23 protein-coding genes are annotated in these 14,698 nt (G+C 57.2%); 3 read left to right on the forward strand and 20 right to left on the reverse strand.

What is annotated here, in order from left to right; translation table 11 throughout:
* Positions 1-416: 416 nt before the first annotated feature.
* The 7 genes from GA566_RS29930 to GA566_RS29960 all read right to left on the reverse strand — a co-directional run bounded on the left by GA566_RS29930 (position 417) and on the right by GA566_RS29960 (position 6,265).
* On the reverse strand, positions 417-1,562 hold the full coding sequence (locus GA566_RS29930) for a hypothetical protein (RefSeq protein WP_011514777.1): 1,146 nt from the start codon (positions 1,560-1,562) through the stop codon (positions 417-419).
* Between the two features lie 26 nt (positions 1,563-1,588).
* Positions 1,589-1,873 (reverse strand): hypothetical protein, encoded by a 285-nt coding sequence (locus GA566_RS29935; protein WP_011514778.1) that lies wholly within the window; start codon positions 1,871-1,873, stop codon positions 1,589-1,591.
* A gap of 184 nt (positions 1,874-2,057) precedes the next feature.
* Positions 2,058-2,342, reverse strand: coding sequence for a hypothetical protein (locus GA566_RS29940; protein WP_011514779.1), 285 nt, complete (start codon positions 2,340-2,342; stop codon positions 2,058-2,060).
* A gap of 318 nt (positions 2,343-2,660) precedes the next feature.
* The gene (locus tag GA566_RS29945) at positions 2,661-3,302 is read right to left on the reverse strand and encodes a conjugal transfer protein (RefSeq protein ID WP_223277476.1); all 642 of its coding nucleotides are present in this window, start codon (positions 3,300-3,302) and stop codon (positions 2,661-2,663) included.
* A gap of 171 nt (positions 3,303-3,473) precedes the next feature.
* Positions 3,474-4,217 carry a hypothetical protein gene (locus GA566_RS29950; protein ID WP_017512640.1) on the reverse strand — a complete coding sequence of 248 codons (744 nt, stop codon included), beginning with the start codon at positions 4,215-4,217 and terminating at the stop codon, positions 3,474-3,476.
* 129 nt (positions 4,218-4,346) lie between these two features.
* Positions 4,347-5,342: a lambda-exonuclease family protein gene (locus GA566_RS29955; RefSeq protein ID WP_017512984.1), complete on the reverse strand. Its 996-nt coding sequence runs from the start codon at positions 5,340-5,342 to the stop codon at positions 4,347-4,349.
* A 374-nt stretch (positions 5,343-5,716) separates the two neighbouring features.
* The gene (locus GA566_RS29960; protein WP_223277475.1) at positions 5,717-6,265 is read right to left on the reverse strand and encodes a hypothetical protein; all 549 of its coding nucleotides are present in this window, start codon (positions 6,263-6,265) and stop codon (positions 5,717-5,719) included.
* 59 nt (positions 6,266-6,324) lie between these two features.
* Between GA566_RS29960 and GA566_RS29965 the strand changes: the two genes are divergently transcribed.
* Positions 6,325-6,996, forward strand: coding sequence for a hypothetical protein (locus GA566_RS29965; RefSeq protein WP_017512986.1), 672 nt, complete (start codon positions 6,325-6,327; stop codon positions 6,994-6,996).
* Positions 6,997-7,070: 74 nt separating this feature from the next.
* Here GA566_RS29965 and GA566_RS29970 read toward each other — a convergent pair whose 3' ends face one another.
* Positions 7,071-7,745, reverse strand: a complete 675-nt coding sequence (locus tag GA566_RS29970) for a hypothetical protein (RefSeq protein ID WP_017512987.1) — start codon at positions 7,743-7,745, stop codon at positions 7,071-7,073.
* A 949-nt stretch (positions 7,746-8,694) separates the two neighbouring features.
* On the opposite strand from GA566_RS29970, the gene GA566_RS29975 reads away from it, so the two are divergent.
* Positions 8,695-8,964, forward strand: coding sequence for a hypothetical protein (locus GA566_RS29975; protein ID WP_017512988.1), 270 nt, complete (start codon positions 8,695-8,697; stop codon positions 8,962-8,964).
* Between the two features lie 209 nt (positions 8,965-9,173).
* Here the strand turns inward: GA566_RS29975 and GA566_RS33070 are convergent, their stop codons facing one another.
* Together GA566_RS33070 and GA566_RS33075 are read right to left on the reverse strand one after the other, a co-directional pair.
* The gene (locus GA566_RS33070) at positions 9,174-9,401 is read right to left on the reverse strand and encodes a hypothetical protein (RefSeq protein WP_017512989.1); all 228 of its coding nucleotides are present in this window, start codon (positions 9,399-9,401) and stop codon (positions 9,174-9,176) included.
* Between the two features lie 190 nt (positions 9,402-9,591).
* Positions 9,592-9,927 (reverse strand): hypothetical protein, encoded by a 336-nt coding sequence (locus GA566_RS33075; protein WP_017512990.1) that lies wholly within the window; start codon positions 9,925-9,927, stop codon positions 9,592-9,594.
* A gap of 23 nt (positions 9,928-9,950) precedes the next feature.
* Here GA566_RS33075 and GA566_RS29990 point away from each other — a divergent pair, with 23 nt between their 5' ends.
* The gene (locus GA566_RS29990) at positions 9,951-11,138 is read left to right on the forward strand and encodes a hypothetical protein (RefSeq protein ID WP_124682101.1); all 1,188 of its coding nucleotides are present in this window, start codon (positions 9,951-9,953) and stop codon (positions 11,136-11,138) included.
* A gap of 49 nt (positions 11,139-11,187) precedes the next feature.
* On the opposite strand, the gene GA566_RS29995 is transcribed toward GA566_RS29990, so the two are convergent.
* The 10 genes from GA566_RS29995 to GA566_RS30035 form a co-directional block, all read right to left on the reverse strand.
* Positions 11,188-11,361, reverse strand: a complete 174-nt coding sequence (locus GA566_RS29995) for a hypothetical protein (protein WP_017512992.1) — start codon at positions 11,359-11,361, stop codon at positions 11,188-11,190.
* A 48-nt stretch (positions 11,362-11,409) separates the two neighbouring features.
* Complete coding sequence (locus GA566_RS30000) at positions 11,410-11,682, reverse strand: hypothetical protein (protein WP_017512993.1); 273 nt, start codon at positions 11,680-11,682, stop codon at positions 11,410-11,412.
* Positions 11,682-11,900, reverse strand: a complete 219-nt coding sequence (locus GA566_RS30005) for a hypothetical protein (RefSeq protein ID WP_017512994.1) — start codon at positions 11,898-11,900, stop codon at positions 11,682-11,684. Before GA566_RS30005 ends, GA566_RS30000 begins: the two co-directional genes overlap by 1 nt.
* Positions 11,901-11,962: 62 nt before the next feature.
* The gene (locus GA566_RS30010; protein WP_017512995.1) at positions 11,963-12,193 is read right to left on the reverse strand and encodes a hypothetical protein; all 231 of its coding nucleotides are present in this window, start codon (positions 12,191-12,193) and stop codon (positions 11,963-11,965) included.
* Between the two features lie 59 nt (positions 12,194-12,252).
* Positions 12,253-12,450, reverse strand: a complete 198-nt coding sequence (locus GA566_RS30015; protein ID WP_017512996.1) for a hypothetical protein — start codon at positions 12,448-12,450, stop codon at positions 12,253-12,255.
* 41 nt (positions 12,451-12,491) lie between these two features.
* Positions 12,492-13,031, reverse strand: coding sequence for a hypothetical protein (locus GA566_RS33080; protein ID WP_017512997.1), 540 nt, complete (start codon positions 13,029-13,031; stop codon positions 12,492-12,494).
* Positions 13,032-13,362: 331 nt separating this feature from the next.
* Positions 13,363-13,581, reverse strand: a complete 219-nt coding sequence (locus tag GA566_RS30020; RefSeq protein WP_128646580.1) for a hypothetical protein — start codon at positions 13,579-13,581, stop codon at positions 13,363-13,365.
* A gap of 2 nt (positions 13,582-13,583) precedes the next feature.
* The gene (locus GA566_RS30025; RefSeq protein WP_029309140.1) at positions 13,584-13,808 is read right to left on the reverse strand and encodes a hypothetical protein; all 225 of its coding nucleotides are present in this window, start codon (positions 13,806-13,808) and stop codon (positions 13,584-13,586) included.
* A 114-nt stretch (positions 13,809-13,922) separates the two neighbouring features.
* Complete coding sequence (locus GA566_RS30030) at positions 13,923-14,312, reverse strand: hypothetical protein (protein ID WP_017514913.1); 390 nt, start codon at positions 14,310-14,312, stop codon at positions 13,923-13,925.
* A gap of 115 nt (positions 14,313-14,427) precedes the next feature.
* Positions 14,428-14,697 (reverse strand): hypothetical protein, encoded by a 270-nt coding sequence (locus tag GA566_RS30035; protein WP_017514912.1) that lies wholly within the window; start codon positions 14,695-14,697, stop codon positions 14,428-14,430.
* Between the last annotated feature and the right edge of the window lies 1 nt (position 14,698).

Genomic DNA, 14,698 nt, shown 5'->3' on the forward strand with positions numbered 1-14,698 from the left:
AAGGACTTACACGAGCCTGTTCTGCATGCCCATTGTGCAAGGACTACGCAAAAAGCCCTTTGCACTTTCCCTCAGGACACTCTGGAGTTGACAATGCTTGCTGCTATCGCCCTCTCGCTTTTCCTGTTCGCTTGCGGTTATCCGTTTGCGAAGAAGAACTGATCTTCGAATGTGGTTCGCTCCACGTCCGTCTGACGCCAACTAGGTCTTCTGATGCCATGCTTCGGTTGGCTATGCCACACCCAAGTTGAGCCGTGCTCACTTGGGTGTTTTTTTGTCCGCACCCCCGCATGGAAAAGTTTTTTTGGCCTTTGTTGCAATAGGCTTTGCAGATCTATTGTTTCCCCACACTGCTGCAGCCGGGCAAAAAAAAAACCCACCGATTCCTCAGTGGGCTTGATGGCGCATGGAGAAGGTTAGCGCTGCTTGATGGCGGCAAGCCGATTCTTAAACGTCCGGACAACCTGCTCATATCGGTTCAGTGCAGTATTGTCCGGCTTGGTTTCATCCGTACGCCACCGGAAGATGGTCATCTTCGTGACGCCCAGGATGGTAGCAAGATCGGTGTCCGACTCGACTTGCAGGTCGTTCGCCCAGCGCCCAAGGATATCGCTCATCGGCCGATTGAACATCTCGCGACGTGCCATGGCCTCAGGCTCTTCGTCGCGCAGCTTTCGGGCGGCGGTCATAATGTCTGCCGGCACCGAGGCCGTGCGGCCGTAGATATACGAGGAGAGCCGCGGCAGGCCGATGCCGAGTGCTGCGGCAAAGTCCTGGTTGCGCATTTGCAGATCTGCGCAGATTTGTACCAACTCGAGCTGGTCGGCCGAAAGAGTCTCGTTGCGGTTTGCACGGCGAACCCGCGGCTTAGGCGCGGCAGGGGCTGGGAGGGCCTCCAGATTCTTGTCCGCTGCGGCGGATTCGGGCGCCGGCGCGACGGGCGCAATCAGAGGATCAAGGTCGAAAACGCCGAGATTGCTCAATTTCTCTTCTCCATTCAAATGCCTTCGGAAGGCCAGGGCCATTTTCGCAGCAGCAGTCCTGGAATCGATGACCTGGTCCCTATCAATTGGTTCGCTGTCTACCAAGCCAACATTTTCCAGCTCTTCACCACGCTCTCGCATCTCTTCGATCGAATCGTGGTTGATGGTAAGTGCGAGAGCGTCACGAATGTGCTCCCGGCAAACATTGCTCGCAATTGCGTAGATTACCGCATAGATCGCGTTTGCCTCGCGCAGCTTATCCAGTTGCTTGGTGGCGAAGAAGACTACCACTACTCGCTGCAGGATCTCGTCGACATCGCCAAGATCGACCTTAGACTTCAGAGCTCGTACGCGGCAAATCTTGTGCGTACGCTCATCTGCATACATCGCTTTGATGAACCGATCGATGAAGGTCTTCGGGCGCTTGGGATTGTCCAGGAACTCGGCGCTCATGCGCTCAAGTTCCGACGGCTTGCCCGTTGCGGTAGGGGTGTCAAAGCCGTCAACCTCAGTGGTGTCCACAGGATCGACGCCTTCGTCTTCGGCAGGAATGAATTCGGCTACTTCTTCAGTCACCATTGAATGGAGTTAGATGGACTGTGTTCCTAGGTAGCAACCCGGTCAACCACTCGGTCCAGGCGCGGTAGAACTGCGCGTTGCACTTGCTCCACTGAATCCACCAGGTCGAGCATGATATGCACGCCGGCTACCAGGATGTCTGACTTCATCTCTGGGTAGAGCAACATTGCGCGTTCCATACGCTTGTTCACAAGAGCGACCGCCTGATCGGCCGATTTACCTTCGAGCCGGAGTGCAAGGACCGGGTTTTGGTTCTCTCGCACGCCGAGCGCGTCAAGGCCGATTTCGATAGGGCTGTACTCACGTTGCATGACTGTTCCATCCTTGGCCGCCTTCTGCCGAGCGACGCTTTAACAATTATACCTACGGGGCAACACGTGTCAATAAACCAACCAGGCAGATGGTTGGGATACATAACACGTACGAATGACCGGAGGGTAATCCCTCAGGCCGGCTTTGGCGCGACTACAGCAGATGCGATCGCGCGGGAACGGATCAGGCTGTGACCTGGACAGCCATCTCCATGCGGGGGACGAACTTCCGGATCTCGAGGATGTTCTTGGAGGATTTGCTTACAACGGTGAGGCCTGCCAACAAGATTTCCGCACGCGCCTCGGGGTAGTCCTGGAGCGCATTGCTCATACACGTCATTGCTCGCATCCCCGAGCAGCTGGCGTTCACAAACTTGGAGCACTTCGGTTGACCCTCGGAGTCGATGCATCCCATGGATGCCATCCCGATTGTTGTGGCGAGCGACGTTTCCCCGGCGGTTTTGTTCATCGTGACCTTCCTTGCAGCTATTCGTTTTTGGTTTGTGCTTGGCCCTTGTTATGTTGGTAACAAGGTGAGATGCATTATAGATACGTGACAAATGTCAGGTCAATTGAAATCGTCCGTAAGTTGTTGTTTTTAAAGGGGTTTGTTTGCAAAAACGCGTAATGCAAGTTTGGTCACCGAAAACACGTCTGCGTTTTTTCGCTTCTGTAAGTGGCTTAAACGACGCGCGTCGAGCGTTTTGGTCCAGATTCGGTTTCTCGGCCAGAAAACGGGGCAAAGCAAAAGAAAAACGCCACCCTACAAAGGAGGGTGGCGGGCCAGTTAAAGGAAAGGATCTTCGCTGGAGATGTTCGCGTTCAGTGCCCTCTCTTCCTCAGGGAACAGAGGTAACGAGAACTCATCTGGATGCCGAGCTTGGCGATGGAGCTTGGCCTGCCAGTAATCCTTAGCGGCGTCGGTCGTTTCTTCAGCGTGGTCGGTCATCGCTGCCGCTGCCCCAGGCAAGCCTGTCGGTACAGTCGGTACAGAGTGCTTCGAGACCGAGGCGCGCTTCCCATTCATTGGCTTGTCAGCCATTTCTGGTGTGGGCAGAGTTGCCGGCCGTTGAGCAGCAGGCACCCGTTTCGGAGTTCGCGCCTCCGGCGGAGATGGTTGCCGCTGGTGCTCCATGGGCGCCCGTCGAAGCAGCTCCAGAGAGCTTGGTCCTCGCCGGCGCACGGGGCGCTCGACTTCGATGCAAGGCAATTGCGTCTCGTCGCATCGCAGCTCGATCGGTTCGACGTAGTGCGGTGTAAACTGAAATTTTCCGCAGTAATACCACATGAAGAATGGCCAACTCATTAGCGCATACAGGAGGGGAGGGGCCCACCAGTACCCGTGGCCAGGATTGGCTTTAACCGTGATCACAACACAGATTGCCACGGCGTAGAACATTGCGTAGCACATCCATCGTTTTGCTTTCATCTGCTGCACCCTTGCGCGGTAGTCTGGACGCGAGAGAGATGACGAACATCCGCGAAGAATGGGTACTTGTCTCGGGTGGAGAACGAGAAGGTGGCTTCCATGTCAGCCGTTGGGGGCGCAGCAATGAGAAAACCCGGCCACGAAATGTGGCCGGGTCGGAGGGGTTACCAATCAGACGAGCGATTTGAGTCGGTTCCACTCGGCGTCAACGTCCCAGGCTGAGACTGCGGAGAATCTCGCGACAAGTTCGTGGATGGTGATGTCGTGGGTGGGCTCATCAAGCGTGAGTATCGCGCTCAACTGGGGAGCGCCGCTTTCAAACGCCTCAAGGCAAGTGAAGACATGATCAATCTCGCTCGGCCACCCGCTTGTGCCCTGCAGCTGAAGACTCGGCGTCGGCAGTCCAACCTGTTGCGCAATTAGCAGCCCGCCTTGTTGCAGCTTTCCGGCGATCAAAGCAAGCTGGTCATTGGAGATCGCTCCTGCGACGACGACACACTCACTTACCTGGCAGCTAGCAGCGTCGCAATACACCAGCTCAAGTTTTGTGTTCTCACCTTGGTACCGTATGCCATGGTGGTGGGGATCGTCGAACACCGTGGTGACCAGTTCGCGATACGCTTCCGGAAGGAGGCGCGTGTCGAGGCCGGCGGCCGTATCAAAGTCGATCACCTCGATGGTGACCTGTCCATCGTGAGCGGTGTTGAGGATACCGTCCTTGGTGGTGACAAGAACGATAGCCGGACTGACTGCCCCGGTGCCAGCCTCGAGCTCAATCAAAGTGATTGCGGCTTCGAGGCCAATGATGTCGTTTTCCTTTGGATCATACAGGTTCGCTTCGATGCCGCTCCTGATATCTTCCAATTGCGCCTTGGCGGCTTCGATGACTCTCACGAGTGCTGCTTGCTGATTCATGCTGGGTCTCCGTGAAAGGGGAGGTTGAAGGCCGAGATGGAAAGCCTTGTGAGGAGAAATGGCGCACAGCTCTGCGTAGATCTGGCCGCGAAGAAGAAAAAAAGCCTCCCGGGTGTGGGAGGCTTGGGGTTAGATGACAAGCTCGACGGTGTCTCGATACTTGCCAAGATTCGGTGGAGCGTCGGGCACTGCGATCGCCTTCGGACGATGAATCTGCAAGGGCGTCGTATCCACGTCAGTGAGATTGAAGTCCTTTGCAACGGTGATTCGGAAGGACTCTTTGCCTTTGCCGCGGTACGAATCCACATCCGTGTCGGTCACTACCACGCCTTTGTCAGCAAGCAGCTTTGTGTAGTCCACTTCGCCTTTCTTGTTGGTTCTGGATAGAAGCACGCCACAGCCTTCTCGCAGCTTTTCACCAGGTGCCAACAATGCAATGAGTGCTTCACGGGCCAACTGCTCTCGTTCCTCCAACTCGTCTCTCTCGCGCTTGATAAGGAGGTAGTGAGTCGCTGCTGCTGCCCACTCATCGGACTCCCATATCCCAGACTGTACTCGCTCCCAGAAGATGACCTCTGCGGCGACAATCTGGTCAATGCGGGCCTGATCGCGAGGCACTCGCAACAAGACGCCGTCCTGGCCGTCAAACGAGTAGTAGTTCCCGTAGTCAGCCTCAGCAACGAAAATCTGTTGCTGGACCTGGTCGACGTACTCCTCAGGCACCAGGCCGCTGAGGGCCAGTTTGTGGGCACGTTCACCAGGACACTTGACCTCGAGCGGCTCGCCCGAGAACAAGTCGAAACCGTCGAACGACGCCCGAATGAACGGGTGGACGGCACTCTCGGCGACGAGGGGGGTGACTGTGGTGTTCGTCAGCTTCTCGTACTGCGCCCGCGCAAGAGGTTCTAGGAGTTTTCCCCGCTCGCGGATCTTCTGAAGGATGGGATTGCGTTTCGGGTCGGTACCCTTACCCGTCTTATGCTTGAAAAGCTCATAAGCGCGAGTGTAGTGCGACTTTCCCATGATGATTGGGGCATCTGATGCTCCGATGCCCTTGAAGCGCCAAGCAAGCCATTCAGGTGAGCCCTGAATAGTTGCTGGCCCTGACAGGACTTGCATTGCCATGGAGATCTCCTTGGGGTTGCCATGCCATAGCACGGCGTCTTCGCTTGACCCAAGGAGATGTCGAACGTGTGCAGCTAAGCCGCGCTGGTGGCCAACGGAGGGCCGCGCTAGAACGGCCTAGACAATTCCGGTGATGATGTGAGAGGCATCGACACGGCGTAACGACCGGGGCTCCTGGGCGACGAAACCCGCGCCAACGTGATCCAGGGAAAACCGTTCCCGAAGCCGGGCCGACAGAACGAGACGTAGGGGAAGTTACTGTCCAGCAGACAGCGGAAGTATCTAGCTGGCAGAAAACGTATTTCAGATTGAAAAAGCCCTCCGCTACGAATAGCGAAGGGCGTGTCTTACTTGCGCGGGCTTGCGAACGGTGCTTACTCCTTTAGGAAGAGCCCAGGCAGGATGCCAACTCCGGCACCCGAACGTAGCCTCTCGCAGTCTTGGCACCAGAAGGACTTCTTGTTACCCATCAACGTTGTGGTCAGCGGGTTCAGCCCAAGCACGAATGCGTCCTTACGGCTTGGCACCAAGATCATGAACTCGTGCCCCTGGCTATCCCAACTCTTCCAGGTGACGTCGAACGTTCCGACGGACCCTGCCCATTGGCTGCTTGGGTCCTTCGTGACCTCGAGAGTTCCGGTTCCTTCCTTGGCATCACCACCGAAATTGTTGAGGGAGAGTTTCGCCGTGACACCGACAGAACTTCCCCCAAACATATTCGTCGCGGTGTACACCGCAGGCTTGTCCGAGCACGCAGAGACCCCAATGGCTCCAATGGCCACCAGCAGGGCGAGGAAGAGCTTTCTCATGTATTTTTTCTCCGATAGGTTGGTTGGACGCAAGTTCATCGTCATGTCCTTGCGCGGAAGGAATGACTCACAGGAAGCCATAACTGGCGTCACGTATATGCGGTTGTCGGGCATCTCAGAGGGTCCTGCTATGCCGAATCGTCGGCACAACCTTCATTAACGGAGAGATACCCATGACGCTTTACTCGAAACCATGTTCGATTCACAACCAGCTCCGGACTGGGGCTCATATGCTGAGTGGTGACGTACGCGCCTTCGTGGAGAGTCAGGCGTTCACTGATGGCTTAGTCACCGCTGAGAAGTACGATGTTGAGAAGGCCAGAATGACCATCGCCATGCTGAAATGCGTCGCCCTGGACCCCCTGCGCGGAGCAGATCTCCATGCGTTCATCACGCAGGGGGAGGGAAAGCTTCGCTGCAACCTCGCGTTTGACCGCCTGGCAAACTTTGTGGGTTTGTTCGAGATCGATTTGGCGGCTCCGCTCGCCAAAGCACTGGTCGATGCCGTCGAACAGAACCTGCGCGGCCGAATGTTCAAAGCGGCGCAAACTAGTCGGCGTATTGAGCGTAGGTCAGTAGGCATGCTGGCAAAGGCGGCCAGGAGGGGGAATGCCGCTTATCGGGCCTCGCTTGACGCCGCCATGCCAAAAGGAGTGCTTCGCTGGAGCCCTACGCCAGAGGACTACTTCCGCGCCAACGCAGAGTTTGATCGAGCGTACGGTAATGCCAGGGAGAACATCGAGCGCCGACTTAGCGCTCTGGGCCGAGTGGCTTCGCCGGGGTTCACCGGCGGCTACACGGAAGCCGTCGCTGGATTCCTGCACAGTTACCTTTCGAGCAACTAGGCGTTTGCAGTCCATAAACAAAAAGGGCCCGCTTGTGTTACAAGCGGGCCTTCTTCTTTGTCGGTTATCCTGGCCTACTGGGCAATCTTGAGATTGATAGCGCGGCTGAGTCCTTCGCTGGCGTTCACCAGCCGCAGATCGTCGAGCGTCAGTTCAGGATTGTAGGAAGCCGCCACGGAAGTCGCGCAGCTGCGGCCCACCCGGCAAACCTCATACTCCACGACGAGCACGGGCTTCTTTACGGCCGCCGCGGAGCCTGCTGCCGCAGGATCGGTAGTCGCTGGATTCTGGCTAGTGAGGTCCTTATTCACGTGGTCCAGATTCACCAGCACATCGTTGGCCATATAGCTTGGGTCGGAACAAGTGCCAAAAGCCAGGCAAAGTCCAATTGAGGCTGCGATTCCAACCCCTGTGCTCAGGCTGACTTTACCGTCTTTGCCTTGTGGTGTGTACTTGTCTGCCTCGCCGGCGTAAAGCTCGCGCACGGAGTAGCGGATGCCTGGGTCGTCGTTGGAGACGTTGTACCCAGCCGCGGCAATCTTCTGGCTTAGCTTTTCAGCTACTGCCTCTTGTCCCTCTGGAGCAGTGACCCCAACCTTGCCCGAAAAGGAGCCGAGATTGGTATTCACATGCGCAGCGATAACTCGATAGTCGTCAGTCGCAACAATTGACGGCTTTGCTGCGAATGCAGGGGAACTGCAGGCCGTGATCAGGACCGCGATGGCGGCGAAAACTCCTCGAAAGTTCATGTGACCCTCCTAGTAACACGTATGTATATTATTGCTGGGGTTGATTGTATATGGATTGTCAAGTTTTGGGGAAGTTACCCCGGGGATGTGTGATACGACTGCGCTGTGTGAGAGCTCATAAAAAAACTGGGCTCGCGTATCACGTGAGCCCAGTCTTGAGAACATCGAACGCCGTAGCATTCGACCAAAGGGTGCCGAGGCACCGTTTCAAGACTGGGCCCATAGCTTTACCTGATTGGATTCGTCGACAGCAGTACGACGTTTCTAGGCTAGGTGTGCCTTTGCGACTCCCCACCAGTATGCACATGGCCGCTGTGTGATGGACTTTGCGTCCGGGGATAGTCATTGGCGCTTGCTCCCGTAGGGGGGAGCACTTGAGGGTTTGTATCTCTACGACCCATTCCTCCGTTGGTTCCGTGCGGAATCACGTGTTGTCCAACGCTCGGGAGACACCCGGCGTGCGACAGTTGTCGGTTCTCAGCGAATCCAGTGACCGAAGTCACGTTCATCTAAGACATCGGCGTGCATAGCCGTCGTCGAGCACACAAAACAATCACGTGGGAGGCGTTGGGGAAAGATACGCTCAAGCGGTGATGGGGCATTGCGCTGGCCCGTCACCCTAGATGACTACAAGGGAGGCGTCGCTACCTCGGATCAGCCTGGTGTCTCCAGTTCCTGCATCCGTTGAACCTTGCCCTTGGTGATGTGCAACATCCGCGCATACAGGGACTGGGCGGGTATGCCGTGTGACCTCTCCTTCTCCTTCCTTTCCTTCCTGTGCTGCAGCCTGCCTGTTCCTATCTTGCTGGGAGGGTGAGACCAGACCCGATGGGGAAGGGTGTCCGCGCCCGACCACCCACCGAAGCCGACCGGGGACAGTTGCTAATTCATGTGACTCATCTCTCCAGAGTCAAACAACAGCGGCGCTGCCGCCCCCTAGGAGCTTTGGATGGACACTAACGAAACTCACTCTGGCGAAACGCGAATCGAGCGCATCACTGGCGGCCACAATCGCGTTCTCGTGCTGCATACCAAGGACTCGGAAACCACCATTGTCATTCCGCCTGGTGTCAACGAGCACGATTGGATGGGACTGGAAGCCGAGCGGAACAGGCGAGAGGCGGCAAGTCTCTTCGATCGAGCACAGCAGCTGGCGGCTCGTGCTAAGCGGCTGGATTTGGCCGCCGGCTTGTGCAAGCCGTCAAATCCGTCGAACTGAATGGGGATCGCCTCGGCGATCGCTCCTCCTGTAACCGTGGTGCCCACCGAGTACCCTCTCACGAGGTACCGGTGGGTTTTTCTTTTCAGGGGACTCAAATGGCTACCAACTGCATGAACTCGCCTCCCGCTCCGGCGCCGCGGCATCACCGCCACATGGCGTGTCCAAGCACCAATGAGAAAGGCCCCTCAAAGAGGGGCCGGTGGGAGTTAGAAGCCTTGCTGGGCCATGAGAGACCTAACAAGGGCGGGGGCCACACTGACGATGATGCCAATCAGTGCCAGTTTGAAGCCCAGAGACTGAGCGTCCAGACTGGCCACGAATGCGCGAAGGTGGAAGGCGACAAAGACGACCTTGTACATGAAGTCAAGAATCTCTTTGGCTACCCACCCTGCGATGTTCGCGCCGGCGATGATGATTTGGACGAATTTGTCCATTGGTGCTGCTCCACGCGAGAGGTTGGCCGGCTTGCGCCGGGTGCCCGGGAAATGGGCCACCCACCGGATCGGGGGTGAGAGCGGCCAGCTCGCTGGTCTGGCGTTCGATCAAACTACTGAACTGCTCTCTCGCGTATAGCTAGGACGATTTGGACGCCTGCATCCGAACCACATTCCTTCAATCGGCTTGTCAAACCTGGCCTGTAGCCGCCGTTCTCAGGTAGCCGGCGTGATACGGGGCGCAGCCCATAATCCAGCGGCCTTCTAGTTCGAGGTCGTAGTCCGAGAACGACGTTCCCGACGCATTGCATCTGGCCTCGTTCTCGATGACGGCATCGAGGCGGACAATCTCTGTCTCATTAAGCGGTCGAATGCCTGTCTGGCGGGAGCTGCTAGCCCAAGCCTTGTACTCGGGAGTACCGTGCTCGTCGAGCCAATCTCGATGCTTGAACATCTCCCTGTCCGTGGTGAAGCCGAGGGCGACCGCTTCGTCGCTGACGCCTGAAATTGCTGCTTTTCCTGTCATTTCGTACTCCTTCGAGTTGAACCGTGCAAGCTGATATGCCGCACACGAAGGAAGAAGGGCGAGACCTGCTCCGGCAAAAAAAGCCCGCTCCGGATGAACCGGCAGCGGGCTGGGCGGGAGTCAACGGGTGTATTGTTAAAGCCGACCAAGTTCGACGCTGCCGGGCAGCGGCAAATCGGGGTGAGACCGTGATTCAGTTCCTTGCAGACCAGATAGACCAGCTCGACCTTGCTCTAGACCAGCTCGCGTTGCAGGATCGGAACTTTGACCGGTTCGCTATGATGCTGACGGACAATGTCGTCGAACTGACATTGCACCGGCATGCAGAAGACACTCGAGTACTTGAATCGGATCTGCGCCTTGGGGGCCAGACTCCAGGAATCGATCAGAAGATTGTGTCGGAAGCTTTGGGGGCGAGGTTCGACGGCAAGGTAAAGTTGGCGCGTACGACCGGGCTGATTGATGCGGAATTGAGCGCGACGCTGCTTTATCTCCATGGTTTCCGGAATACTGCGTACCACCGCGGTGCCCGGCATGAGGGCGTTCTGCATTCGGTTTCGCTCTTCTACGTGCGGTGCGCCTGCGAGATTCTTGCGCGGTACCAGCCCCTTGGGTGGTACTCAGCGAGCGGGGACAAGATCTCGCACCGCGCTGTGAAGTACCTTGGCTCCATGAAAGGAAAATTGCCAACCGAACCTTTCGGGCGCGCATGGGCCCAGATATCGGAAGTCGCACTGCATCTGGGGGACAGGCTCGTAGCTGATCTGCACTGCGACATGCAGAAGACTATAGAGACGTTCGCCGAAAGCCTGGGATTGCTTGCGCAGTACCCTGAGCCTGGTGGTACACCGCGCAGCACTGTGATCATTGAGAGTCAGGTGTGGCACGTTGCCTTTTCGTCCGTGGGGGAAGACTATGCTCGAGTCCACGGTGGACCGACGTCGCCGTCGGCTGACTACGTGCGCTGGATAGAAGCCAACTTCCCATGGATCGACCGCGTTGACCCGGTTCCGTCGTGGCGAAGGCGAGCCGCCACACTCGCGAAGGAAAAGAATCCGCATTCGGCCGTTAAGAAGTACTGCGACTTCATGCGGCAGTCTGAAATGTTGCGTGAAGCGATCGATGCGGCTGCTGCTCAGCTCAACGCCCATCTGAACAACCTGGTGGATTCGTACCTCGAAGAACAGGCTCTTCAGCGAGGGAAGCCGTGAAGGAAAAAAATGAAAACGCCCCTTCGGAAAGGGGCGTCACAGCGGTTGATTAAGCATCCTGAGCGGCGTCGCGCATCAGTGAAGTGGCCTCAGCGTACGAGAGCCCATTGTCACGATAGTAGAGCGCACCCTGATGGATGGCGCCGTCGTGGCTGTAGCCTTCCTTGCGGTACTCGAGATACTTGTCGGTTGCCCGAGCGAGCTGTTCGAGGGTGAACTGCATTTCTGCCTCACTTGGTGGTGCGTTGCAAAGCGCCGCGAGAACGACGGACTAGAGTTGATATGCGATTGCCTGACGCAGGGCAGAGGCGTCCATGTAGGCGCCATGCTTCGCGATGTAGCGGCCGATTGCTACGTCCAGCTTGACTACTTTCAGCTTTCGCATGCTGTTCAATGCTCTGAACGCTTCTTCGCGAGTGCATCCCGTGATCTCCTGTACTGTTTCCACGAAGTTCTCTTCAGCGTTCGCAATGCGTTGGGCGACGGGTTTCGCTCCAGGGAGCCGTGCGTTCTGGTGCATACCTGCCTTGGCCTTAGCGGTCATCAGATGCCGCCTCCGTACCCAAGCTGGGACATGATCCAGTCGCAGACAAAGCGGCGCTTCACCTGATCAGCTTTCAGCTCCGAGTCCTCACCTGCTTCACGAATCACCACCGCTGCAATGTCACCGCGCGTGCGATCGTGGCCGACGGTAGGCAAAGAGCGAACAACTGCGCTGAAGACTCGCTTGCCCGCCGTTGCCTTGACTGCGTCAAAGTCCATTTCTTTCCTTTGTGTTTCGACCGCAACGGCGGCCGTCGCATATGCCTGGTTGTCGATAATCGTCAGATCACTTGCCCATGAAGAGCTTGAACCTCGCGATAGTTGTTGGCCATGTCATGAAGCCAGCACACCTTGATGCGTAGATCGTCCGATGAGGGAGACACGTCCCACTCAACAAGGCTGTAGCAATGCCCGCCTTCATCGAACACTCGTGCTTCTGAACTTCCCATGGAGATGCGGTTGAACCCCTTGTTTCTAAGAAATTTCTGAACGCGCTTCCCGTTTGCGGTCATCGTTCTTTCCCTTGAATGTTGTGTTGTTCCATCGCCCGCCGAAGCGGGCGGGTCGGGTGCTAGATCTTGCGAACGGTACCGCTCGCGATGTTCCAGCCGTTAGGCGCGAAACCTTTGCGGTTTCCCCACTTGTCGCTTTCGATGAAGGAGCCGTCGTTCAGGTTGAACTGCTCGCCGCCATCCTGCAGCGGCTTTACGCTGCGAGAGTTGGCGCGAAGAAACGTGCTGGATTTCAAGATGAAGTCTTTGGCCTGCATTTCTCGATTCCCTTCGCCCGGGTTTGCGGGCAGATTTGTGGTTAGCGTTCCGCGGATTCGCCGTCGATCTCGAAGCAATATGGGTTGCTCTCGTCCGTGGAGACTTCCGCGAGGATCGGCTCGCCGTTAGGCCATGAACCAAGGTTGGCGGAGTTGCCTTGAATACGGTCGAGCAACTTGATTGCTTCCGCCTTGCTGGTGGCCTTGACGCGCACCGCGCAGGACAGCCGTACATCAAACGCGTACTCGTGAATCTCTGTCGTAGTACCGATGGTCACCGGGTCCGTCGACATGTCGGTCAGTGCGGTCGCAAAGTAGTGACCGTATGCCAGCGGATCGGGGTCACTTGGCATCGAAACCAGGAATAGCAGTTCATCGCATTTGGCCAATCCGTTGACCTCCATGCCGACGGCTGCAATGGAGACCCGTTGGCCGCGGTACTTCTCCAGGTTGGGCAGCTTCTGAATTGCCTCGTCAGAGAAACGAGCCGATTTGAGACTGGCAGCAAATGCAGCTGCCTTGCTCGGGTCCTTGAAAATGCTGTCTGCTCCGCAGACGAGTTTGTTGCGGGCTTCTGCCATGGATCTCTCCTCTTGAAGGTTGGACTTGCATGAGGCAATGAGACACAGGCAAGACTATGTGCCAGCGGAAAGGAAAACGCCCCTCACTGGCTGGCCAGGAGGGGCGGGGGAGTTGGGAGGTCAGAGCATCAAGCCGTGTTGGAGGGCTGGTCGACGCAGAGCTCCTCGAAAGCCGGGCAGCTTTCAACTTCATCTACGTCTTCGGTTGGCCAGTTCTTCGAGCACTGGCTCAACTCTCCAGGCCTGTACGTGCAGTGCGCGCAGGTCGCGCACAGATCATCATCGGAAATTGAGCGCATTTTTCTCGTCTCCTTGCGTGGTGTTCCGTGGTTCAGTGGCCGCCGAGTAGCGCGGGTTGTGGTTCGGCAGTGAGGCTAGCCTTGTATTGACGGGCAAGCTTGAGGCTGTACGACGCGTTCGCCCGTGTTCTGTCCGCCAGCCAGGTTCCGGCCAGTTGGCCGCGCGCCCGGTGGATGCGAGCCCAGCGGGCGAGATATCGAGCGTCACGTACGAGCCACTCAATAGCCTCGCGGATTTCAGCCTGAGTCATGGTCATCCCCTTGCCTGGTGACCCGGCTCAGACTTGCCCAGGTTGATGAGCGCCGCGCGAAGCTCGTTGTGGTCCATGCGGTTGATAGCTACTTGTGCCTCGATCTTCCGCTCCAGCGGCAAGAGCGCGTGGATGTTCGCCTTCAAAACCTTGCGCGCCGTTTCGCAGAATTTGATGGCGTCCAGGCCTGCTTGGTTCGGACTGTGTTGGCTGGGGATTTGTGGCATGGATCTCTCCTCTTGAAGGTTTATCTTGCAAGAGGCAATGAGACACAGGCGGGACTAAGCGTAGACGGGAAGGGAAGAAAAACCCCTCACTGGCTGGCCAGGAGGGGGTGGAGGCTAGTTGGCAGGTACGATCCGGAGCGTGAAGGTATCCGGAAGCTTTCGCCCGAGGATGACGGAGGCGCACTGTCGGAATCGCTCCGACCAGGCTCCGGTTGTTCGGCGCCCGCTAGGTGCGCAGATCTTCCAGGCAGTTTCAATCTGGTCGTGCTGATCCTGAGTGACTTCGATGATCGAAGCGATTTCCTTCTCAATCCACGCGTCCGCAACTTCCACAGCGCGGCAGCGCGATGATTCGGTTCCCGCCGCGACCCAGTCGCCGCCGATTTCGCCTAGGACTTCAAACGTGCCAAGGATTCTGTTGGACGGTACGGCATGGATTACGCGAACGACGATTTCGCCCTCGACGCGCGAATACACTTCAGTTCGCTCTACTTGGTTCGGCATCAGTTACTCCCTACGGGTTGGTTTGCAGAGGAGTAATGCGGCGCATGTGGGAATAACCGCGGTGCCGTAGTCGCGGGCAGGGGCACGCTGATGTGCAGGTGCCCGCAGGGCGGACCTATCCATTGCTTCCACTGAACGGATTGGGTGCAACTCCCGGGGGTGCCACGGCAACTTGATCTGGCAACGGCCCGGCCTCGAGCGAAGCGACAATCAGGTCGAGGTTTGCTTTCAATGCCTTTGCCATGCTGAGGCCCGCTTTGTCCCTTGTCAGGTCTAAGCTTCCATAGATGGATACGCGATCAAGGCGGTTCTCGATGGTCATCTCGCCGATGGCTACGACCTCGGACTCGTTTGCAAACGGGCTGAGCGTTTGTGAGGTGGACATC

It is taken from the genome of Cupriavidus sp. SW-Y-13 (genome assembly GCF_009793345.1).
In the GTDB taxonomy this organism is placed as follows: Bacteria; Pseudomonadota; Gammaproteobacteria; order Burkholderiales; family Burkholderiaceae; genus Cupriavidus.

Coding starts and splice junctions, on each gene's coding strand:
- GA566_RS29930 (WP_011514777.1), bottom strand. CDS start 1,562: ATGGTGACTGAAGAAGTAGCCGAATTCATTCCTGCCGAAGACGAAGGC.
- GA566_RS29935 (WP_011514778.1), bottom strand. CDS start 1,873: ATGCAACGTGAGTACAGCCCTATCGAAATCGGCCTTGACGCGCTCGGC.
- GA566_RS29940 (WP_011514779.1), bottom strand. CDS start 2,342: ATGAACAAAACCGCCGGGGAAACGTCGCTCGCCACAACAATCGGGATG.
- GA566_RS29945 (WP_223277476.1), bottom strand. CDS start 3,302: ATGAAAGCAAAACGATGGATGTGCTACGCAATGTTCTACGCCGTGGCA.
- GA566_RS29950 (WP_017512640.1), bottom strand. CDS start 4,217: ATGAATCAGCAAGCAGCACTCGTGAGAGTCATCGAAGCCGCCAAGGCG.
- GA566_RS29955 (WP_017512984.1), bottom strand. CDS start 5,342: ATGGCAATGCAAGTCCTGTCAGGGCCAGCAACTATTCAGGGCTCACCT.
- GA566_RS29960 (WP_223277475.1), bottom strand. CDS start 6,265: ATGCCCGACAACCGCATATACGTGACGCCAGTTATGGCTTCCTGTGAG.
- GA566_RS29965 (WP_017512986.1), top strand. CDS start 6,325: ATGACGCTTTACTCGAAACCATGTTCGATTCACAACCAGCTCCGGACT.
- GA566_RS29970 (WP_017512987.1), bottom strand. CDS start 7,745: ATGAACTTTCGAGGAGTTTTCGCCGCCATCGCGGTCCTGATCACGGCC.
- GA566_RS29975 (WP_017512988.1), top strand. CDS start 8,695: ATGGACACTAACGAAACTCACTCTGGCGAAACGCGAATCGAGCGCATC.
- GA566_RS33070 (WP_017512989.1), bottom strand. CDS start 9,401: ATGGACAAATTCGTCCAAATCATCATCGCCGGCGCGAACATCGCAGGG.
- GA566_RS33075 (WP_017512990.1), bottom strand. CDS start 9,927: ATGACAGGAAAAGCAGCAATTTCAGGCGTCAGCGACGAAGCGGTCGCC.
- GA566_RS29995 (WP_017512992.1), bottom strand. CDS start 11,361: ATGCAGTTCACCCTCGAACAGCTCGCTCGGGCAACCGACAAGTATCTC.
- GA566_RS30000 (WP_017512993.1), bottom strand. CDS start 11,682: ATGACCGCTAAGGCCAAGGCAGGTATGCACCAGAACGCACGGCTCCCT.
- GA566_RS30005 (WP_017512994.1), bottom strand. CDS start 11,900: ATGGACTTTGACGCAGTCAAGGCAACGGCGGGCAAGCGAGTCTTCAGC.
- GA566_RS30010 (WP_017512995.1), bottom strand. CDS start 12,193: ATGACCGCAAACGGGAAGCGCGTTCAGAAATTTCTTAGAAACAAGGGG.
- GA566_RS30015 (WP_017512996.1), bottom strand. CDS start 12,450: ATGCAGGCCAAAGACTTCATCTTGAAATCCAGCACGTTTCTTCGCGCC.
- GA566_RS33080 (WP_017512997.1), bottom strand. CDS start 13,031: ATGGCAGAAGCCCGCAACAAACTCGTCTGCGGAGCAGACAGCATTTTC.
- GA566_RS30020 (WP_128646580.1), bottom strand. CDS start 13,581: ATGACTCAGGCTGAAATCCGCGAGGCTATTGAGTGGCTCGTACGTGAC.
- GA566_RS30025 (WP_029309140.1), bottom strand. CDS start 13,808: ATGCCACAAATCCCCAGCCAACACAGTCCGAACCAAGCAGGCCTGGAC.
- GA566_RS30030 (WP_017514913.1), bottom strand. CDS start 14,312: ATGCCGAACCAAGTAGAGCGAACTGAAGTGTATTCGCGCGTCGAGGGC.
- GA566_RS30035 (WP_017514912.1), bottom strand. CDS start 14,697: ATGTCCACCTCACAAACGCTCAGCCCGTTTGCAAACGAGTCCGAGGTC.